Raw genomic sequence first — 20537 nt, 5'->3', positions numbered from 1 at the left:
CCGTCGGGCTGAGTCGTAGACGGCTCCGGTAAAGAAAAACGCCGCATCCTCGAAGAGAATGCGGCGTTTTTTCTTCAGCCCGAGCGGTTACAGCAGCAGCGTGCGGATGTCCGCCAGCAGTTCGGACAGGCGCTTGGTGAAGCGCGCCGCCGCGGCGCCGTTGATCACTCGGTGATCGTAGGACAGCGACAGCGGCAGCATCAGGCGCGGCTGGAACGCCTTGCCGTCCCACACCGGCTGCATGGTGGCCTTGCTGACGCCGAGGATCGCCACCTCAGGCGCATTGACGATCGGCGTGAAACCGGTGCCGCCGATGTGGCCGAGGCTGGAGATGGTGAAGCAGGCGCCCTGCATGGCGTCCGGAGAGAGCTTCTTGTTGCGTGCCTTGTCCGCCAGTTCGGCAGCTTCGCCAGCCAGTTGCAGCAGGCTCTTCTTGTCCACGTCGCGGATGACCGGGACCATCAGGCCGTCCGGCGTGTCCACGGCGAAGCCGATGTGCACGTACTTCTTGCGGATCAGCGCCTTGCCGCTCGGCGCCAGCGAACTGTTGAAGTCCGGCAGCTCCGTGAGCAGGTGCGCGCAGGCCTTGAGCAGCAGCGGCAGCACGGTGAGCTTGACGCCGGCCTTCTCGGCCACCGCCTTCTGCGCCACGCGGAAGGCTTCCAGCTCGGTGATGTCGGCCGACTCGAACTGGGTCACGTGCGGCACGTTCAGCCAGCTGCGATGCAGGTTGGCGGCGCCGATCTGCATCAGTCGCGACATCGCGACTTCCTCGACCTCGCCGAACTTGCTGAAGTCCACCGCCGGGATCGGCGGAATGCCGGCTCCACCGGCCGCGGCCGCGGTCGGTTCAGCATTGCCCTGCTGCAGCATGGTCTTCACATACTGCTGCACGTCTTCCTTGAGGATGCGTCCCTTCGGACCGCTGCCGGCGACCGCGCTCAGCTCGACGCCGAACTCGCGGGCCAGCTGGCGCACGGCCGGGCCGGCATGCACCTTGGCGCCGTCGCGGCTCGGTGCGCCGACCGCCTGTGGAGCTTCGCTCTGCGCGGTTGGTGCCGGCTTGCGGTCGGCTTGTTCCGGGCTTGCGGCCTTGGCCGGCTCGGCGGGACTCGGCGCCGGCGTCGACTCGGCCTGCTTGGCCGGTGCCGCGCCCTGGACCTTGAGGGTCAGGATCAGATCACCGGTGCCGACCTCGTCGTTCAGCTTGATCGCCAGGCTCTCTACCACGCCGGCCACTGGAGACGGAATCTCCATGCTGGCCTTGTCCGATTCCAGGGTGATCAGCGACTGCTCGGCCTGTACCGAATCACCCGCCTTGACCATGATCTCGATGACGTTGGCCTTGCCGGCCGAGCCGATATCCGGCACGCGGATCTCCTGGCTCTGTTCGGCGCCTGCTGCGGCCGGTGCTTCGCTGGCCGCAGGGGCTTCAGTGGCTTCGGCTTCATCGGGCGCCTGGCTCGGTTGCGCGGCCTCCGCGGCAGGCGCCGCGGGTGCTTCGGCAGCGGCTTCGCCACCTTCGCTTTCCAGCTCCAGCAGTTCGTCGCCTTCTTTCAGGCGGTCGCCCAGCTTCACCTTGAGGGCCTTGATGACGCCGGCCTTGGGCGCCGGAATCTCCATGCTGGCCTTGTCCGACTCCAGCGTCAGCAGGCTCTGTTCGGCTTCGATGCGGTCGCCGACCTTGACGAACAGCTCGATCACTTCACCTTCGCCGCTGCCGATGTCGGGTACGCGAATCAGTTCACTCATGGCTTCGCTCCTCAGCAGTCCAGCGGGTTGGGTTTGTCGGTATCGATGCCGAACTTGACGATGGCCTCGGCCAGCACCTTGGCTTCCATCTCCCCACGTGCGACCAGCTGCTCCAGCGCGGCCAGCACGACCCAGTTGCGATCCACTTCGAAGTGATGACGCAGCTTCTTGCGGCTATCGCTGCGGCCGAAACCATCGGTGCCCAGCACGCGGTATTCGCGGCTCGGTACCCACTGGCGGATCTGGTCGGCGAACAGCTTCATGTAGTCGGTGGAGGCCACTACCGGGCCCTTGCGGCCGGCCAGGCACTGTTCGACGTAGGACTGCTGTGGCTTCTCGTGCGGGTGCAGGAGGTTCCAACGATCCACCGCCAGGCCGTCGCGGCGCAGTTCGTTGAAGCTTGGCACGCTCCAGACGTCGGCGGCGACGCCGTAGTCTTCGCGGAGGATCTTCGCCGCCTCGCGCACTTCGCGCAGGATGGTGCCGGAACCAAGCAGCTGGACGTGATGCGCGGCGTCCATCTTGTCTTCTTCGAGCAGGTACATGCCCTTGATGATGCCTTCTTCCACACCCTCCGGCATCGCCGGCTGCTGGTAGGCTTCGTTCATCACGGTGATGTAGTAGAAGATGTTCTGCTGCTCTTCGGTCATCTGGCGGATGCCTTCACGGATGATCACCGCCAGCTCGTAGCCGTAGGTGGGGTCATAGGTGCGGCAGTTGGGGATGGTTGCAGCGAGGATATGGCTGTGGCCGTCCTCGTGCTGCAAGCCTTCGCCATTGAGCGTGGTACGTCCGGCGGTGCCGCCGATGAGGAAACCGCGTGCACGGCTGTCACCAGCCGCCCAGGCCAGGTCGCCGATGCGCTGGAAGCCGAACATCGAATAGAACACGTAGAACGGCAGCATCGGCTGGTTGTGATTGCTGTAGGCAGTCGCCGCGGCAATCCAGCTGGACATGGCGCCGGCCTCGTTGATGCCTTCCTCGAGGATCTGACCCTTCTTGTCCTCGCGGTAGAACATCACCTGGTCCTTGTCTACCGGCTGATACAGCTGGCCGACCGAGGAGTAAATGCCGAGCTGGCGGAACATGCCTTCCATACCGAAGGTACGCGCCTCGTCCGGAATGATCGGCACGATGCGCGAGCCCAGATCCTTGTCCTTGACCAGCTGTGCCAGTACTCGGACGAAGGCCATGGTGGTGGAGATCTCGCGATCGCCGGAGCCGTCGAGGATGGCCTTGAGGGTGTCCAGCGGCGGCGTCGGGATGCTGAAGCTCTTGGTGCGGCGCTGCGGCACGAAGCCACCGAGGGCCTCGCGCTTCTGGCGCAGGTACTTGGCCTCGGCGCTGTCCTCCTCGGGTTTGTAGAACGGCAGCTTCTCCAGGTCCTCGTCGCGGATCGGGATGTTGAAGCTGTCGCGGAAGCGCTTGAGGCTCTCGACGTCGACCTTCTTGACGTTGTGCGCGATGTTCTGCGCCTGGCCGGAGCCGGTGCCGTAACCCTTGATGGTCTTGGCCAGGATCACGGTGGGCTGGCCCTTGTGGTTCACCGCCTGGTGATAGGCCGCATAAACCTTGTACGGGTCATGGCCGCCGCGGTTGAGCTTCCAGATTTCCTCGTCGGAGAGGTCCTCGACCATCTTCAGCAGCTCGGGGCGTGCGCCGAAGAAGTGCTTGCGCACGAAGGCGCCGTCGTTGGCCTTGTAGTTCTGGTAGTCACCGTCGACAACCTCGTCCATGCGCGCCTGCAGCAGGCCGGCATCATCCTTGGCGAACAGTGGGTCCCACAGACGGCCCCAGATGACCTTGTTGACGTTCCAGTTGGCGCCGCGGAAGTTGCCCTCCAGCTCCTGGATGATCTTGCCGTTGCCGCGCACCGGGCCGTCCAGGCGCTGCAGGTTGCAGTTGATGACGAAGATCAGGTTGTCCAGTTTTTCGCGGCCGGCCAGGGAGATGGCGCCGAGGGATTCCGGCTCGTCGCACTCGCCGTCGCCGAGGAAGCACCAGACCTTCTGCTTGCCGGCCGGGATGAAACCGCGGTCTTCCAGGTACTTCATGAAGCGGGCCTGGTAGATCGCCTGGATTGGGCCGAGGCCCATGGAGACGGTGGGGAACTGCCAGAAGTCCGGCATCAGCCAGGGGTGCGGATAGGAGGACAGGCCGTTGCCGTCCACTTCGCGGCGGAAGTTGTTCAGCTGCTCTTCGCTGATGCGGCCTTCGAGGAAGGCGCGGGCGTAGACGCCGGGCGAGGCGTGGCCCTGGAAGTAGATCAGGTCGCCACCGTGCTCTTCGGTCGGTGCCTGAAAGAAGTAGTTGAAGCCGATGTCGTACAGCGTCGCGCTGGAGGCGAAGGTGGAGATGTGACCGCCGAGGTCCGGGTCAGCCAGGTTGGTGCGCATGACCATGGCCAGCGCATTCCAGCGTACCAGCGAGCGAATGCGGCGTTCCATGAACAGGTCGCCGGGCATGCGTGCTTCGTGGGTGACGGGAATAGTGTTGCGATACGGCGTGGTGATGGCGTAGGGCAGCTGGGTGCCGCTGCGTGTGGCCAGTTCGCCCATCCGGGTCATCAGGTAGTGAGCGCGTTCTTCACCCTCGCGGTCGAGGACGGACTCGAGGGCGTCCAGCCATTCCTGGGTTTCGACGGGATCGAGATCTTGCATGGCTTGCTCCATGGCGGAAAGGCTTCCAGAATCGGTCGCCTGTTCGCTACCGGCTTTGTGGGCCGGTGCGTGTAATGTTCTTGGACGAGTGCCGGGGGTAGGGCCGGGCGTCTGTAGTTTTACTACAAAAATGCGCCGGGATCAGCCCCCTGAAATACTCTTTAGTAGTAAAACTACAGATCAGCGGCACTGGCATTTCCCTGTAATAGGTACTTGCGAGGCTCTGAATCGCGCGGTCCATCGTATTCGCTGCTGTGAAGGAAACCTTCCAATGAGTCTGCCGTCGCTGGTTGCATTGCCGCCCTCACTCCTGCCTTTTGTCAGTCGTGCCGAGGAGTCGTTCCTCGCGGCTGCCGGCAACCTGTCGGAAGCGCTTGCGGCACGATGCCGCGCCTGGCTGACCGAGCATGGCGAAGCGTTCGCCCGGGTCTGCGCGGCGAGCGACTTCGTCAGCGAACAGGTTAGCCGAGATCCACAGATGCTGCTGCAGCTGGCCGAGCTGGGCTGGCTGGATCGGTCGCTGGAAGCCGGCGAACTGCGCGATGCGCTGAGCGAGCTGATTGCCGCCTGTGACAATGAGGACACCCTGGCGCTGACGCTACGGCGTTTCCGTAGCCGCCAGCAGGTGCGCATCATCTGGCGCGATCTGACCCGCCAGGCGGCCCTGGCCGAAACCTGCCGCGATCTCTCCGATCTGGCCGACGCCAGCGTCGATCTGGCCTACCACTGGCTCTACACCCGCCATTGCGAGCAATTCGGCGTGCCCACCGGCCGGCGCAGCGGCCAGCCGCAGCACATGGTGATCCTCGGCATGGGCAAGCTGGGTGCCCATGAACTGAACCTGTCCTCCGACATCGACCTGATCTTCGGCTATCCGGAGGGCGGCGAGACCGTCGGCGCCAAGCGCTCGCTGGACAATCAGGAATTCTTCGTCCGCCTTGGCCAGCGGCTGATCAAGGCGCTGGACGCCATCACCGTCGACGGCTTCGCCTTCCGCGTCGACATGCGCCTGCGTCCGTACGGCTCGTCCGGGCCACTGGTCTACAGCTTCAATGCGCTGGAGCAGTACTACCAGGACCAGGGGCGCGACTGGGAGCGCTACGCCATGATCAAAGCGCGGGTCATCGGCGGCGACCAGCAGGCCGGCAAGGAGCTGCTGGAGATGCTGCGACCCTTCGTCTACCGGCGTTACCTGGACTTCTCCGCCATCGAGGCGCTGCGCACCATGAAGCAGCTGATCCAGCAGGAGGTCCGGCGCAAGGGCATGGCTTCGAACATCAAGCTGGGCGCCGGTGGCATTCGCGAGGTCGAATTCATCGCCCAGGCCTTTCAGCTGATCCACGGAGGGCGCGATCTCAGCCTGCAGCAGCGTCCGTTGCTCGGTGTGCTGGCCACCCTGGAGGGGCAGGGTTATCTGCCGGCCGCGGCAGTGGCCGAACTGCGCGAAGGCTATGAATTCCTGCGCTATACCGAGCATGCGCTGCAGGCGATCGCCGACCGTCAGACGCAGATGCTGCCGGACAACGAGGTGGACTGTGCGCGGGTGGCGTTCATGCTCGGCTTCGACGGTTGGGCGGCCTTCCATGAGCAACTGCTGTACTGGCGCGGGCGCATCGACTGGCATTTCCGCCAGGTCATCGCCGACCCGGATGAGGACGAGAATGCCGAGGGCGAGGCGCTGGTCGGCGGCGAATGGCTGCCGCTGTGGGAGCAGGACTGGGACGAGGAGTTCGCCTGCCGCCAGCTGTCCGAGGCCGGTTTCCGTGATGGCCAGGGCGCCTGTCAGCGGCTCGCCGCGCTGCGCAACGCCAGCCAGGTACGCACCATGCAGCGTCTCGGCCGCGAGCGTCTGGATGCCTTCATTCCACGGCTGCTGGCGCAGGCCGTCGAGCAGGACGATCCGGATCTGGTGCTCGAACGCGTACTGCCGCTCGTGGAAGCGGTCGCCCGGCGTTCGGCCTACCTGGTCCTGCTGACTGAAAATCCCGGGGCGCTGCAGCGCTTGCTCGAGCTCTGCGCAGCCAGCCCGTGGATCGCCGAGCAGATTGCACGCTTCCCGCTGTTGCTTGACGAGCTGCTCAACGCCGGTCGTCTGTACAGCCCGCCGCTGGCGCCGGAACTGGCGGCTGAACTGCGCGAACGGCTGATGCGCATTCCCGAAGATGACCTCGAGCAGCAGATGGAGGCGCTGCGGCACTTCAAGCTGGCGCACCGGCTGCGGGTGGCCGCTTCGGAAATCGCCGGGACGCTGCCCTTGATGAAGGTCAGCGACTACCTGACCTGGTTGGCGGAGGCGATCCTGCAGGAAGTGTTGACCCTCGCCTGGCGCCACACCGTCGCGCGTCATGGTCAGCCACAGCGCAGCGATGGCACGCTCTGCGATCCGGCGTTCGTCATCGTCGGTTACGGCAAGGTCGGTGGCATCGAACTCGGGCATGGTTCGGATCTGGATCTGGTGTTCATCCACGACGGCGACCCCGCCGCCGAGACCAATGGCGCCAAGCCCATCGATGCCGCGCAGTTCTTCACTCGCCTGGGCCAGCGCATTATCCACCTGCTCACCACCCAGACCACCTCCGGCCAGCTCTATGAAGTGGACATGCGGCTGCGCCCGTCCGGCGCTTCCGGGCTACTGGTCAGCTCGCTGGGCGCCTTCGAGCGCTACCAGAGCCAGGAGGCCTGGACCTGGGAGCACCAGGCGTTGGTGCGCGCGCGGGTGCTGGTCGGCTGCCCGCAGCTGACGGCCGACTTCGAACGGGTGCGCGCCGGTGTGCTGGGCCGCGAACGCGATCTCGAGGCGCTGCGCCGCGAGGTCAGCGAGATGCGCGCGAAGATGCGCGACAACCTCGGCACCCGCGCGACGCATGCGGGAACCGCCGAGCAGGCCTTCGACGCCGCTGCCGAGTTCAATCTCAAGCAGGACGCCGGTGGTATCGTGGATATCGAATTTATGGTGCAATACGCGGCTTTGGCGTGGTCGCACCAGCATCCCGAACTGCTGCGCTATACCGATAACATCCGCATTCTCGATGGGTTGGAGCAGGCCGGGTTGATGACCGGCGATGAGGTGCGGCTGCTGCAGGACGCCTACAAGGCGTACCGTGCCGCGGCCCACCGGCAATCACTGCAGAAGCAGCCCGGAGTGGTGAGTGGGGATCAATTCCACGACGAGCGTCGCGCAGTCATGCGGATCTGGCGCGAGCTGGGGCTCAGCTGAGCCCGCGTCGGGCTACCGAGCAATATCGAATTCTGAGGAGCTGGCAAGATGTCGATGGCCGATCGTGATGGCGTCATCTGGTATGACGGCGAACTGGTGCAGTGGCGCGATGCGACCACCCATGTGCTGACCCATACCCTGCACTACGGCATGGGCGTGTTCGAAGGTGTTCGCGCCTACAACACCCCGGACGGCACGGCGATCTTCCGCCTGCAGGCGCACACCGACCGCCTGTTCGATTCGGCGCACATCATGAACATGCCGATGCCGTACTCGAAGGAAGAGATCAACGAGGCGACCCGCGCCGCAGTGCGCGAGAACAACCTGGAAAGCGCCTACATCCGCCCGATGGTGTTCTACGGAAGCGAAGGCATGGGCCTGCGCGCCAGCGGTCTGAAGGTGCACGTGATCGTCGCGGCCTGGCACTGGGGTGCCTACATGGGCGACGAGGCGCTTGAGCTGGGAATCAAGGTGCGCACCAGTTCCTTCACCCGTCACCACGTCAACATCACCATGACCCGCGCCAAGTCCAACGGTGCCTACATCAACTCGATGCTGGCCCTGCAGGAAGCCATTTCCGGCGGCGCCGATGAAGCGCTGATGCTGGACCCCGAAGGCTACGTGGCAGAGGGCTCGGGCGAAAACATCTTCATCATCAAGGATGGCGTGATCTACACCCCGGAAGTCACCGCCTGCCTGAACGGCATCACCCGCGGCACCGTGCTGACCCTGGCCGCCGAGCACGGCCTGAAGGTGGTCGAGAAGCGCATCACCCGCGACGAGGTGTACATCGCCGACGAAGCCTTCTTCACCGGTACCGCTGCCGAAGTCACGCCGATCCGCGAAGTGGACGGCCGCGCCATCGGTATCGGCCGTCGCGGCCCGATCACCGAGAAGCTGCAGAAAGCCTACTTCGATCTGGTCACCGGCAAGACCGATGCCCACGCCGAATGGCGGACCCTGGTCAAGTAAGCCTGGCGCTGGAAGCCGGCAGCGCATGAATCGCTTGGCGGCCACGCTTCCAGCCCCTCAGCTTATGGCTTAGAGCTTATGAACATACTGATCGTAGGACCCAGCTGGGTTGGCGACATGGTGATGGCGCAGACGCTGTTCGTCTGCCTGAAGCAGCGCCATCCCGACTGCCAGATCGACGTGCTGGCGCCCGAGTGGAGCCGGCCGATTCTCGAGCGCATGCCCGAGGTACGCCAGGCGCTGAGCTTTCCGGTCGGGCACGGCGTGCTCGACATGGCGACCCGGCGCAAGGTTGCGCAGAGCCTGCGCGGTCAGTACCAGCAGGCGATCCTGCTGCCCAACTCCCTGAAGTCGGCGCTGGTGCCATTCTTCGCCGGTATCCCCAAGCGCACGGGCTGGCGCGGCGAGATGCGTTTCGGCCTGCTCAACGACATGCGCAAGCTCGACAAGCAGCGCTACCCGCTGATGATCGAGCGCTTCATGGCGCTGGCCTTCGAGCCGGGCGCCGAGCTGCCCAAGCCGTATCCGAACCCCTCGCTGCGCATCGACACCGCGACTCGCGACGCCGCCCTGGCACGTTTCCGCCTGAGTCTGGACCGGCCGGTGCTGGCGCTGTGCCCCGGTGCCGAGTTCGGCGAATCCAAGCGCTGGCCGGCGGAACACTTCGCCAAGGTGGCCGAGCTGAAGATCCGGGACGGCTGGCAGGTCTGGCTGTTCGGCTCGAAGAACGATCACCCTGTCGGCGAGCAGATCCTCGAGCGGTTGATTCCGGGCCTGCGCGAAGAGGCGGTGAACCTGGCCGGAGATACCAGCCTGGCCGAGGCAATCGATCTGCTGTCCTGTGCCGATGCCGTGGTGTCCAACGACTCCGGTCTGATGCATGTCTCCGCCGCGCTCGGCCGGCCGTTGGCGGCGGTCTATGGCTCCACCTCGCCAGCCTTCACCCCGCCGCTTTCCGAGCAGGTCGAAGTGGTGCGCCTGGGGCTCGACTGCAGTCCCTGTTTCGAGCGCACCTGCCGCTTCGGCCACAACAATTGCATGCGCGAGCTGAAGCCGCGCGCGGTGATCGAGGCGCTGGATCGTCTGGTCCCGCAGTCGGTCGAGGTGCGCTGATTGAAGGTCCTGCTGGTCAAGACCTCGTCGCTGGGCGATGTCGTGCATACCCTGCCGGCCCTGACCGATGCGCAGCGGGCGCTGCCCGGCATCCAGTTCGACTGGGTGGTGGAGGAGGGCTTCGCCGAGATTCCGGCCTGGCATCCGGCGGTGGCGCAGGTGATCCCGGTGGCGATTCGTCGCTGGCGCAAGCACCCGCTGCAGACCCTGCGCAAGGGTGAATGGCAGCGCTTCAAGACACGCCTGCGGGAAGGCCGTTACGACCTTGTGATCGATGCCCAGGGCTTGCTGAAAAGCGCCTGGCTGACCCGCTACGTCAAGGCTCCGGTCGCCGGATTGGACCGGGAGTCCGCGCGTGAGCCCATCGCCGCACGCTTCTATGACCGATGCTACGCCGTGCCGCGTGACCAGCATGCGCTGGAGCGGGTGCGTCAGCTGTTCGCTCAGGCGCTCGCGTATCCGCTGCCGCAGGATGTCGCCGATTACGGTCTCGATCGCGAGCAGATGGCGGCGCCCAGCGACCAGCCCTACCTGCTGTTTCTGCACGGCACCACCTGGCCGAGCAAGCACTGGCCGGAAGCATACTGGCGCGAGCTGGCCGAGCGCATGAGTGATTTCGGCTGGGCGATCCGCCTGCCGTGGGGCAATGCCGAGGAGAAGGCGCGGGCCGAACGCATCGTCAGTGGCATAGCCAACGCCGCGGTGCTGCCGAAGCTCAATCTTGCCGGTGTCGCCAGGGTCATCGCCGGCGCGCGCGCCTGCGTCGCGGTGGATACCGGTCTCGGCCACCTGGCCGCGGCGCTGGATGTGCCGAGCATTTCGCTCTATGGTCCGACCCTGCCCGGGCGGGTCGGCGCCTATGGCCGCTCCCAGGTGCACCTGTGTGCCAGCGGACCGAACGCCGGTCGCGGTGATCGGCACAAGCCCTGTTTCGACGATCTGCGCCCCGAGCGCGTCGTTACCGAATTGAAAGCCCTGCTGCGGGCCCCGGAGTCCGTCTGATGCAACTGGCCTTCATTCTCTACAAGTATTTTCCGTTCGGCGGTCTGCAGCGCGACTTCATGCGTATCGCCCTGGAATGCCAGCGTCGTGGGCATAGTATTCGCGTCTACGCGATGATCTGGGAAGGCGAGGTGCCGGACGGCTTCGAGGTGCTGATCGCGCCGGTCAAGGCGCTGTTCAACCACACCCGCAACGAGCGCTTCACCGCCTGGGTCGAGGCCGATCTGGCCAAGCGGCCGGTGGACCGGGTGATCGGCTTCAACAAGATGCCGGGGCTGGACGTGTACTACGCCGCCGACCCATGTTTCGAGGACAAGGCGCAGACGCTGCGCAACCCGATCTATCGGCGCTGGGGCCGTTACAAGCACTTCGCCGAGTACGAGCGCGCAGTGTTCGCGCCCGAAGCGAAGACCGAAATCCTGATGATCTCCGAGGTGCAGCAGCCGCTGTTCGTCCAACACTACGGCACGCCCGCCGAACGCTTCCACCTGTTGCCGCCGGGCATTGCCCAGGATCGCCGCGCGCCGGCCAATGCCGCGCAGATCCGCGCCGAGTTCCGCGAGGAGTTCGAGGTGCGACCCGACGAGCTGCTGCTGGTGCAGATCGGCTCCGGCTTCAAGACCAAGGGGCTGGACCGCAGCCTCAAGGCACTCGCCGCATTGCCGCGCGAACTGAGCCAGCGCACCCGGCTGCTGGTGATCGGCCAGGACGATCCCAAGCCGTTCAAGCTGCAGGCCAAGACGCTGGGCGTTTCCGGCATGGTGGAATTCCTCAAGGGGCGCAGCGATATTCCGCGTTTCCTGCTGGGCGCCGATCTGCTGATCCACCCGGCCTATAACGAGAACACCGGTACCGTCCTGCTGGAAGCGCTGGTCGCCGGGCTGCCGGTGCTGGTCACCGACGTATGTGGCTATGCGCACTACATTACCGATGCCAACTGCGGTCGCGTGGTGCCCAGCCCCTTCGAGCAGCAGGCACTCGACCAGATGCTGGCGCAGATGCTCGCCGATGATGCGCAGCGCTCGGCCTGGAGTCGCAACGCGCTGGCCTTCGCCGAGACGGCCGATCTCTACTCGATGCCGCAGAAAGCCGCCGACGTGATTCTCGGGGAAAGTGCATGAACGTCGTGTGTCTCGTGCGTGCGCCGTCATTGGGGGCTCCATGCGTCTGATGCTGACCGAGCCGTTCGAACGCCTGTGGCAGGGCAAGGACCCCTTCGAAGAGGTCGAGCGTCTGCAGGGCCAGGTCTACCGGGAACTGGAAGGTCGCCGCACGCTGCGTACCGAGGTTGCCGGGCGCGGTTACTTCGTCAAGATCCATCGCGGCATCGGCTGGGGCGAGATTGCCAAGAACCTGCTCACGGCCAAGGCGCCGGTGCTTGGCGCCGGCCAGGAATGGCGAGCCATACAGCGCCTCAAGGAAGTCGGCGTGCCGACCATGACCGCGGTGGCCTATGGCGAGCGCGGGGGCAATCCGGCAGGCCAGCACTCGTTCATCATCACGGAAGAGCTGGCCCCGACCGTCAGCCTCGAGGATTTCTCGGCTAACTGGCGCGACCAGCCGCCACAGCCGGCGCTCAAGCGCGCCCTGATCGCCGAAGTCGCCCGCATGGCCGGCACCATGCACCGCGCCGGGGTCAATCACCGCGACTTCTACATCTGCCACTTCCTGCTGCACACCGACCGGCCGGTGACGGTCAGCGATCTGCGCCTGTCCTTGATCGACCTGCACCGCGCCCAGACTCGCAGTCACACACCTGTTCGCTGGCGCAACAAGGATCTGGCCGGGCTGTACTTCTCGGCCCTCGAGATCGGCCTGACCGGCCGCGACAAGCTGCGCTTTCTGCGCGATTACTTCCAGCGGCCGCTGCGTGAAGTCCTGCGCGACGAAGCTGCCTTACTGGCGTGGCTTCAGCGCAGGGCGGAAAAGCTACTGGATCGTAAGCGGCGCTACGGGGATCGACTTTAGATGAAGGGGAGGAAGGTATTGATCAACCAAGGTATGAAGGTAGCGCTGGTTCCATGCCCCGCCTTGGGGGATACCACCTTGTTTCTAAGGCTCGCCTGGCGTTTACAGGCTGCAGGTGCAAAAGTCACGTTGGTATCAATGTCACTTTCTTCCATGCGGGAATATTTGCCGGGCCTACAACTGATTGATGATGCCAAGCCGGAAATCGTTGAGTTGGCGCAGAGTAACGATTTGGTTATCAGCGCAATAGACTGGCTGGACGAGGGGGGGCTAGCGGCTGTCAATTCTGCAAGTGTTGAAAATGTCGCCTACCTTGCTGGCAAGAAGTTGCCAGCTCGGCTCGGTCTGGATCAGCGTCCGGTCTTGATAAAAGGCTTCTCGGTCTCAGGTGCTCATAACGTTATATGCCGTGATACCAAGGCCGGTAAAAGCATGGTTCAGTGGATTGATCAGTACGCCGAGGAAGTTCTCGGACTCGATCTTCAGGCCCCGTTGCCAACCTTTCAATTTCTTCCGGACATAGCCAGTGATGCTGGTCGTCGTGTTGCGATTTTCCCAACTACTCCCCACCCGAATAAAAATTATTCAAGCAAAGGCTTTCAGCGTCTAGGGCGCAATTTGGTCGCAAAAGGATGGGTGGTGGAATTTGTAGGTATTCCATCGGAACAGCATAAACTGCAAGAGCTTTACCCAGAGTTCATGGTTCATTCGTTTGCAGAGCTGAAGGGGCTGGTTGATTTTCTTCGGACATGCTCAGTTGTCGTCAGCAACGACTCGGGCGGTGGGCATTTAGCCTCCCTTATGGGGCTGCGCACTTTTACAATCACCCGGCGGCGCCCGGATTTCACGTGGAGGCCGGGGTTTAACGATATGAATCGAGTGGTCTGCCCCACGTTTACATTCAAGTGGATGGGGCACACTGTATGGCGACCTTTCATTCCGCTGGGACGAATCCTTCGAGAATTTCCCAATGTGGCGGGGCAATAGCCATGCCCGCGTGGAGGTGTGATAAAGCCGATCCAGAGGTATTCAAAGCGTTCGGTAGTCTAAGTGCTGTGTTTGATCTTGAGGGCGAACGTATGACTTCAGATCCTTTGTCTGAAGTTATACGGGTTCAGCTGGGCGGCATACGCTACTACGTAAAGCGATACACGAGCGCGGGCAAAGGCCTGCGGCGTTACCTCGGCCGTCCACGGGTCAAGGCGGAGTGGCAGAACCTGATGCTTTTTCGGCGTTGGGGCATCCCCACGGCGCCGATCGTGGCTTACGGCATGGAGCGGCGCGGCGGTGCTTTTCTCCGCGGTGCCCTGATTACGCGTGAGCTGGAGCAAACCAATGATCTGGCTTTCCTGGCGACTACTCATGATGCCCGTCTTCGCGATCCGCGTTGGGTGCAGGAGGTCAGCCTGCAACTGGCGCGCTCGACACGAGCGATGCACGACCGGGGCTTCGCCCACAATGACCTCAAGTGGCGCAACCTGCTCGTCGATCCGCAACGTCGTCTGTATCTGATCGATTGCCCTACCGGCGCGTTCTGGCATGGTCCGTTTCTGCAGCGGCGTATCGTCAAGGACCTGGCATGTCTGGACAAGGTGGCCAAGTACCAGCTCAGCCGAACCCAGCGCCTGCGGTTCTATCTGCAGTATTGCCAGCGAAAGCGACTGGTTGACAAGGACAAGCAGCGCATCCGGCAGATTCTGAATTATTTCCAGGGGCGGGAATGAACGATTTCATTGCGCAGGCCGATCGTCCAACGCTCGAGCGCCTTGGCTTGGCGAGCTTCGATGCGCTCTGGTCGGTCCAGTTGACGGCGGTGGATGAGCCCAATGTCGAACGCGGCGGCTGGAGCAGTGTTTTCAGGCTGGAGCTCGATGATTCGGCGTTCTACCTCAAGCGGCAGAGCAATCATCTGACCCGCACCCTGGCGCACCCGTTCGGTGAGCCGACCTTTGCCCGGGAGTTTCGCAATATCCGTCGTTATGCGCGGCTTGGCGTGCCGGCGCTTCAGGCCAGCTTCTTCGGGCAGCGCAAGGTTGATGGTGAAAGGCGTGCGATTCTCCTGACGCGTGCGCTGGATGGCTGGACGGATCTGGACGGCTGGCTGAAACGATGGCCCGAGCTGAATGAATCTGGACGCCAGGCCATCATCGGTGCGGTCGGTGCGCTGGCGCGCACGCTGCATCAGGCCGGTCAGATGCACGGCTGCTTCTATCCCAAGCACATCTTTCTCCGTGAGCAGGACGGACATTGGCAGGCTTGCCTGATCGACCTGGAGAAAACCCGTCCTCTGTTGTTGGAGTGGCGCGACCGGATCAAGGATCTGGAGCCGCTCGTGCGGCGTGCAAGCTGCATCGGTGAGCAGGGCGTGCGGCACTTGCTGAGTGTCTATCTGGACGATCCTCGCCTGGTCGAGCCATGGCTGCTGCAGTTGCAGCGCCGGCGCGAAGCTAAGGAGGCGCACTGATGAGGCTGGCTGATCTGGCGGTCGCGGGGCGCGAGCCAGCCTGCCCTGCGCTCGTCGAGTTGTCGGGTGAGGCAAGTCTGCATGTCGATCTGTGGCTGCGCATCTTGCCCGGGCAGCGCTATGTCGGTCGCGCGCATTGGAGCGGTCGCCAGGTCCTGGCCAAGCTGATGGTGGGTGGCAAGGCGCAGCGTCATTACCGGCGTGAGCTGGCTGGTGCGAAGCTGCTGGCGGACCAGCATTTGCCAACACCTGCGCTGGTGGGGCAGGGCTGGCACGAGGGTGAGGGTGGCTGGCTGCTATTCGACTGGCTCGATTCCGCCAAAAGCCTGTGGGAGAGCTGGCGCTCCGTCGAGGCGGAGCCTGTGCTGACAGACGGGCAGCGTGGCGTGCTCGGTGAGGCGCTTGAGCTGATCGCCAGGATGCATGCGCAAGGCCTTTGGCAGGCGGATCTGCATCTTGACAACTTCCTCACGGTCGACGGTCAGCTCTACGTGGTCGACGGCGGCGGTGTAAAGGCCGAGACGCCCGGAGAGCCGTTGTCGCGTGAGCAGGTACTGGAGAACCTGGGCGTCTTCTTCGCGCAGCTACCGGCAGAGATCGAACCTTTCATCGAAGAACTGCTGGTGCCCTATCTGCTGACCAACAGCGAGCACGCCCTGCCGCTGGAGGCGTTGCTCAAGCAGGTTCACAAGACTCGTAACTGGCGGCTAAACGATTTTCTGAAGAAGGTCGCCCGAGACTGCAGTCTCTTCAGTGCGCGTATCGGCCCGTTTGGGGCGCAAGTGGTTCGGCGTGACGAGGCGGCCGCGCTGCACTCGCTGTTGGCTGATCCGGACGCTTGCATCGCCCAGGGCCGGCTTTTCAAAACCGGTGGTGCAGCTACAGTTGCGCAATGCGAACTGGACGGCCGGGCCCTGCTTATCAAGCGCTACAACATCAAGAATCCGCTGCATTGGTTGAAGCGCTTCTGGCGGCCGAGCCGCGCCTGGCACAGCTGGGTCGAGGGTAATCGGCTCGATTTTCTCGGGATCGCCACTCCTCGTTTGCTGGCCGTGATCGAGCGCCGCTGGCTGTGGATCCGCGGGCCGGCGTGGCTGATTACCGAATTGCTGCGCGGAGAAGATATAATTGCGCGTTTTCAGCCGTATCTGGATTGCTGTCCTCCAGAGCAGGAATTGGTTGCCCTGGACCGGCTGTTCGCGGCACTGATCCGCGAGCGAATCAGTCATGGTGATCTCAAAGGGCACAACCTGTTCTGGGAGCACGATCGCTGGTCGTTAATCGACCTGGATGCCGTGCAGCAACATGGCAGCGACGCCAGTTTCGCGCGGGCTTATGCCAAGGATCGCGCACGTTTTCTGCGCAACTGGCCGGCCGACAGTGCACTGCATCGACTGCTTGACCAACGTTTACCCGCGGTGCCCGGCACCAGCATCGAAGATTAAGAGGCAATACCCGTGGCATTGACGATTCTCGGCCTTTCCGGCGCCCTCAGTCATGATCCTTCCGCCGCCCTGTATATCGACGGCAAGCTGATCGCCGCCGTCGAAGAAGAGCGCTTCGTGCGCGACAAGCATGCCAAGAATCGCATGCCCTACGAGTCAGCCCAGTTCTGCCTGGAGCAGGCCGGCATCAAACCGTCCGACGTCGATGTGGTGGCGATCCCGTTCGCTCCCATCAGCATCTTCGAAAAGGCGCGCTGGCACTATGCCAAGCGTTACTGGTACGCACCGGATCGCGCGCTGGATGCCATTCTCATGGGCAACCGCCGCTATTACCGCTACAAGAAACGCATCGAATGGTGTCTCCAGCAGCTGGGCTTCGACCTGAAGAAGGTCAAGATCCAACCGGTCGAGCATCACCTGGCTCATGCCTCCAGCGCCTATCACTGCTCCGGCTTCACCGAGAAAACCGCGATTCTCGGCATCGATGGCAAGGGCGAGTACGCCACCACCTTCTTCGGCTGGGGCGAGAACGGCAAGATCCACAAGATCAAGGAGTTCTACGATCCGGATTCGCTCGGCGGCCTGTACGGCGCGATCACCGAGTACCTGGGCTTCGAGATGCTCGATGGCGAGTTCAAGGTCATGGGCATGGCGCCCTATGGTGATGCCGCCAAGTACGATTTCTCGCGCCTGGCCAAGTTCGAGAACGGCGAGCTGATCATCAATACCGAGTACGCCAACGTCATTGGTTTCCGTCGCTACAAGGAAAACGGCAAGGGCTACTACTTCTCGCCCAAGCTGATCGAGTGGCTCGGTCCGAAGCGCCAGGGCGACATCGCCGACGACCCCTACATCCATTACGCGGCCAGCATGCAGGCGCTATTCGAGAAGCTGGCGCTGCAGATGATGGAGTACTACTTAGGCGACATCCTCAAGGAAACCGGCAAGATCGCCTTCGCCGGTGGCTGCGCGCTGAACGTCAAGCTGAACCAGAAGATCATCGCCCGCGATGACGTCAAGGAGCTGTTCGTACAGCCGGCCTCCGGCGATGCCGGCACCGCCGTCGGCGCCGCCGCTTATGTCTCGCACCAGCGTGGCGTACCGGTGGAGAAGATGGAGCACGTCTACCTCGGTCCTTCATACAGCAACGAGGAGGTCATCGCCGCCTGCGCCAAGCACTCGAACAAGCCGGTGTTCAAGCGCATCGACAATACCCCCGAGCGCATCGCCAAGATCATGGTCGACGGCAACCCGGTGGCCTGGTTCCAGGGCCGCATGGAGTTCGGCCCGCGCGCCCTCGGCGGCCGCTCCATCATCGGCTGCCCGAGCGTGCCGGGCGTGGCCGACCGCATCAACGAGCAGATCAAGTTCCGCGAGCGCTGGAGACCCTTCTGCCCGTCGATGCTCGACACCGTGGCGCCGAAGATGCTCAAGGTGGATCACCCGAGCCCGTTCATGACCTTCACCTTCGAGGTGAACGAGGAGTGGAAGGAGCGCGTCGGCGAAGTGGTGCACGAGGACGGCACCTCGCGCGCCCAGGTGCTGGAGCGCCAGTACAACCCGCGCTGGTACGACCTGATGCTGGAGCTGGAGAAGCTCACCGGCAACGGCGTGTCGCTGAACACCTCGCTCAACCGCCGCGGTGAACCGATGATCTGCTCGCCGACCGATGCGCTGAACATGTTCTACGGCTCCGACCTGCAGTACCTGATCATGGAAGACATTCTCGTGGTCAAGGATGGCAAGGATTGGTATGACCACGTCTGACCAGGCACATGGCGAGACCGAGCGTTGGGTGCTGCAGTTTTGTCACGGCTATGACGGCCCCTTCCTGGATTGCGCACGGCAATACGCCGTGCTGTTCAAGGGCACGCCCTACAAGGTCTGCACGGTTTACCTGACGGGTAAACCGAGTGCCGAGGTCGAGCGCGGCTCGGCCTCCGACGAGGTAATTTTCCTCGACTACTCCAGCGCTCAGGTGCGCGGCCTCAAGCTGGGGGCGATCCGCGATTTCCGGCGGATCGCTGCTTCGCGCGACTTCGCCCTGTGCATCGCCCACCGCTTCAAGCCGATCTACGTAGCACTACTCGGCAGCAGCCTGCCGGTGATCGGCGTGCACCACGCCTTCGGTGACTACAAGCGTCGTTCCCGACAGCTGTTCGGCAACTTCTTTCGCAAGCGCCTGGCGCTGCTCGGTGTGTCCAACGCCGTACGCGACGACATGCGCGCCTGCCTGCCCGATTGGCCGGCCGAACGCATCGAAACCCTCTATAACCGCATCGACGTCGAGGCCGTGCAGGCCGAGCAGGTATCCCGCGAAGTCGCGCGTGACTATCTGGGTCTGCCCCAGGATGCCTGGGTAGTCGGCAACGTCGGTCGTCTGCATCCGGATAAGGACCAGGCCACCCTGATCCGCGGCTTCGCTCTGGCCTTGCCGCAACTGCCGGCAGGCAGCCTGCTGGCGATCATGGGCAGCGGCCGCCTGGAGGCGCAGCTCAAGGCGCTGGCGGCTGAGCTGGGCGTCAGCGAGGCGGTGCGTTTTCTCGGCCAGGTGCCGAATGGTCGTCGTTATTTCAAGGCGTTCGACGTGTTCGTGTTGACCTCCGACCACGAGCCGTTCGGCATGGTGCTGCTGGAAGCGATGGCGGCCGGAGTGCCGGTGCTGGCGACCGATTGTGGCGGCGCTCCCGAGGTGGTGGGCGAGCCGCAAGCGCTGTTTGCACTGGGTGACGATGCAATGTTGGCATCTCGCCTGTCGGCTCTACCGACCACCGAGCGCAAAGGTGCCGAGCATGCGGTGAAGGACTGTTTCACGGACGCGGGTGCCCATGCTCGTTTCTGGTCGCTGGGCCTGATGCCATCGAGGAAGTCATGATGCCTGAGCGCGTATCCAGGCAACTGGTCTATCTGGTTTACGGAGGTAAGCCGGAATATCACCAGGAGGCCAAGTACAGCATCCTCTCGGCCCTGCATCATGTGCAGGGAGCCTGTCCTCGAATTCTGCTGTACACCGACGAGCCTGGGCAGTTCCAAGGTTGGCCGGTCGATTTGATTGCGCTCGATGCCGATACCTTGAAGGACTGGACAGGTCCGGCGAGCTATCTGCATCGCCGCAAGGCTGCTGCCATCCGCGATGCAATGCAGTATGCCGAGCAGAGTATCTTCATCGATACGGATACCTTCTTTCTGGACTCGCCAGTGAGGCTCTTCGAGCGACTGGCAAAAGCGCCCTGGCTCGTCGATGAAATCGAGGGTGTCTGGAAAGAATACAAGGGCGACGCCCTGCATGATGCTTTGGCACCCTATTTGGCAGAGCGGCATGGTGTCGATCAGCAGATGTTGTTGATCAATTCAGGAGTTCTGGGCTTCCAGAATGATGCTTCTGGTTTGATGGATGAGGTGCTGAGTCTCATCGATGTCATGCATCCGATGGTTCCCAAGATTCATATCATCGAGCAATTCGCCGTTGGCGTCGCGGCCAGGCACCTGGGGCGACCTGCGGAGTCTCGCGGGGTGATCAAGCATTATTTTTCGGGAAAGAATTATTGGCGTCACCTGGTGGCGGCGTTCTTCCAGCGTCATGGTGAGGCGTTTTCAGCACTTGCCGTGCAGGCGGTGCGTGAGATGCCAACTACAAAGCCCAGGCCTGCCTGGTGGCATCGTTTGAACTTTCGTTTGCGAACTCTGTTCCTGCCCTCTCGAGTCCGCTCTCATGCCAAGCTGGCTTACTACGCTGCGGTGATGCGCACCGATCCTTATGCTGAGGCCTGTGGCCGTGGGTATGCAGAGGAACTACGGCGCAAAGCTATGCCTAAAGGCGAAAGTCTCAATGGGCAGCCTTGGAGCAAGGTGCTGAGCGGGCCCCAGAAGGAGCATCTGGCCAGGCTGTTGGGTGAAGCTGTTTCAGGGAGCTCTCGTGATCTTTCCTAGTCGTGTTTTCGAGG

Annotated in this window: 15 protein-coding genes; 13 read left to right on the top strand and 2 right to left on the bottom strand. The window is 63.3% G+C overall.

The window, feature by feature from the left end; genetic code table 11:
- Positions 1-87: 87 nt before the first annotated feature.
- Together aceF and aceE are read right to left on the bottom strand one after the other, a co-directional pair.
- Positions 88-1752: a dihydrolipoyllysine-residue acetyltransferase gene (gene aceF, locus NAO55_RS09570; RefSeq protein ID WP_102838818.1), complete on the bottom strand. Its 1665-nt coding sequence runs from the start codon at positions 1750-1752 to the stop codon at positions 88-90.
- Positions 1753-1763: 11 nt separating this feature from the next.
- The gene (aceE, locus tag NAO55_RS09565; RefSeq protein ID WP_063540924.1) at positions 1764-4412 is read right to left on the bottom strand and encodes a pyruvate dehydrogenase (acetyl-transferring), homodimeric type; all 2649 of its coding nucleotides are present in this window, start codon (positions 4410-4412) and stop codon (positions 1764-1766) included.
- A gap of 271 nt (positions 4413-4683) precedes the next feature.
- Here aceE and glnE point away from each other — a divergent pair, with 271 nt between their 5' ends.
- From glnE to NAO55_RS09500, 13 genes are all read left to right on the top strand, one after another.
- Positions 4684-7629: a bifunctional [glutamate--ammonia ligase]-adenylyl-L-tyrosine phosphorylase/[glutamate--ammonia-ligase] adenylyltransferase gene (gene glnE / locus NAO55_RS09560; protein WP_102838817.1), complete on the top strand. Its 2946-nt coding sequence runs from the start codon at positions 4684-4686 to the stop codon at positions 7627-7629.
- Positions 7630-7677: 48 nt separating this feature from the next.
- Complete coding sequence (gene ilvE, locus NAO55_RS09555; RefSeq protein ID WP_003301609.1) at positions 7678-8601, top strand: branched-chain-amino-acid transaminase; 924 nt, start codon at positions 7678-7680, stop codon at positions 8599-8601.
- A gap of 78 nt (positions 8602-8679) precedes the next feature.
- The gene (gene waaF / locus NAO55_RS09550) at positions 8680-9714 is read left to right on the top strand and encodes a lipopolysaccharide heptosyltransferase II (protein WP_102838816.1); all 1035 of its coding nucleotides are present in this window, start codon (positions 8680-8682) and stop codon (positions 9712-9714) included.
- Complete coding sequence (gene waaC, locus NAO55_RS09545) at positions 9715-10716, top strand: lipopolysaccharide heptosyltransferase I (protein WP_102838815.1); 1002 nt, start codon at positions 9715-9717, stop codon at positions 10714-10716.
- Positions 10716-11837: a glycosyltransferase family 4 protein gene (locus NAO55_RS09540; RefSeq protein ID WP_102838814.1), complete on the top strand. Its 1122-nt coding sequence runs from the start codon at positions 10716-10718 to the stop codon at positions 11835-11837. The genes waaC and NAO55_RS09540 overlap by 1 nt, the downstream gene beginning before the upstream one ends.
- Before the next feature lie 40 nt (positions 11838-11877).
- Positions 11878-12684 carry a lipopolysaccharide core heptose(I) kinase RfaP gene (rfaP, locus tag NAO55_RS09535; protein WP_102838813.1) on the top strand — a complete coding sequence of 269 codons (807 nt, stop codon included), beginning with the start codon at positions 11878-11880 and terminating at the stop codon, positions 12682-12684.
- An 18-nt stretch (positions 12685-12702) separates the two neighbouring features.
- Positions 12703-13671, top strand: a complete 969-nt coding sequence (locus NAO55_RS09530) for a glycosyltransferase family 9 protein (RefSeq protein ID WP_170799537.1) — start codon at positions 12703-12705, stop codon at positions 13669-13671.
- 2 nt (positions 13672-13673) lie between these two features.
- Entirely contained in the window at positions 13674-14408 is a 735-nt protein-coding gene (locus NAO55_RS09525; protein WP_102838812.1) for a lipopolysaccharide kinase InaA family protein, read from the top strand.
- Complete coding sequence (locus tag NAO55_RS09520; protein ID WP_102838811.1) at positions 14405-15148, top strand: lipopolysaccharide kinase InaA family protein; 744 nt, start codon at positions 14405-14407, stop codon at positions 15146-15148. The genes NAO55_RS09525 and NAO55_RS09520 overlap by 4 nt, the downstream gene beginning before the upstream one ends.
- Positions 15148-16593 (top strand): BUD32 family EKC/KEOPS complex subunit, encoded by a 1446-nt coding sequence (locus tag NAO55_RS09515; protein ID WP_102838810.1) that lies wholly within the window; start codon positions 15148-15150, stop codon positions 16591-16593. The genes NAO55_RS09520 and NAO55_RS09515 overlap by 1 nt, the downstream gene beginning before the upstream one ends.
- 12 nt (positions 16594-16605) lie before the next feature.
- Entirely contained in the window at positions 16606-18360 is a 1755-nt protein-coding gene (locus NAO55_RS09510) for a carbamoyltransferase family protein (RefSeq protein WP_102838809.1), read from the top strand.
- On the top strand, positions 18347-19468 hold the full coding sequence (locus NAO55_RS09505) for a glycosyltransferase (RefSeq protein ID WP_102838808.1): 1122 nt from the start codon (positions 18347-18349) through the stop codon (positions 19466-19468). The genes NAO55_RS09510 and NAO55_RS09505 overlap by 14 nt, the downstream gene beginning before the upstream one ends.
- Positions 19468-20523, top strand: coding sequence for a hypothetical protein (locus tag NAO55_RS09500; protein WP_079328206.1), 1056 nt, complete (start codon positions 19468-19470; stop codon positions 20521-20523). The genes NAO55_RS09505 and NAO55_RS09500 overlap by 1 nt, the downstream gene beginning before the upstream one ends.
- Positions 20524-20537: the final 14 nt, after the last annotated feature.

The sequence above is a fragment of the Stutzerimonas frequens genome, from assembly GCF_024448335.1.
GTDB classification, from domain to species: Bacteria; Pseudomonadota; Gammaproteobacteria; order Pseudomonadales; family Pseudomonadaceae; genus Stutzerimonas; species Stutzerimonas frequens.
The sequence above is the reverse complement of the archived record's forward strand: the minus strand, read 5'-3'. Positions and strand labels throughout refer to the sequence as shown.

What these genes read in the sequence shown, in the direction of transcription:
- NAO55_RS09540 (WP_102838814.1), top strand. Translation starts at nt 10,716, where the DNA reads ATGCAACTGGCCTTCATTCTCTACAAGTATTTTCCGTTCGGCGGTCTG.
- aceE (WP_063540924.1), bottom strand. Translation starts at nt 4,412, where the DNA reads ATGCAAGATCTCGATCCCGTCGAAACCCAGGAATGGCTGGACGCCCTC.
- ilvE (WP_003301609.1), top strand. Translation starts at nt 7,678, where the DNA reads ATGTCGATGGCCGATCGTGATGGCGTCATCTGGTATGACGGCGAACTG.
- NAO55_RS09505 (WP_102838808.1), top strand. Translation starts at nt 18,347, where the DNA reads ATGACCACGTCTGACCAGGCACATGGCGAGACCGAGCGTTGGGTGCTG.
- NAO55_RS09500 (WP_079328206.1), top strand. Translation starts at nt 19,468, where the DNA reads ATGCCTGAGCGCGTATCCAGGCAACTGGTCTATCTGGTTTACGGAGGT.
- NAO55_RS09515 (WP_102838810.1), top strand. Translation starts at nt 15,148, where the DNA reads ATGAGGCTGGCTGATCTGGCGGTCGCGGGGCGCGAGCCAGCCTGCCCT.
- rfaP (WP_102838813.1), top strand. Translation starts at nt 11,878, where the DNA reads ATGCGTCTGATGCTGACCGAGCCGTTCGAACGCCTGTGGCAGGGCAAG.
- NAO55_RS09520 (WP_102838811.1), top strand. Translation starts at nt 14,405, where the DNA reads ATGAACGATTTCATTGCGCAGGCCGATCGTCCAACGCTCGAGCGCCTT.
- waaF (WP_102838816.1), top strand. Translation starts at nt 8,680, where the DNA reads ATGAACATACTGATCGTAGGACCCAGCTGGGTTGGCGACATGGTGATG.
- glnE (WP_102838817.1), top strand. Translation starts at nt 4,684, where the DNA reads ATGAGTCTGCCGTCGCTGGTTGCATTGCCGCCCTCACTCCTGCCTTTT.
- NAO55_RS09525 (WP_102838812.1), top strand. Translation starts at nt 13,674, where the DNA reads ATGCCCGCGTGGAGGTGTGATAAAGCCGATCCAGAGGTATTCAAAGCG.
- aceF (WP_102838818.1), bottom strand. Translation starts at nt 1,752, where the DNA reads ATGAGTGAACTGATTCGCGTACCCGACATCGGCAGCGGCGAAGGTGAA.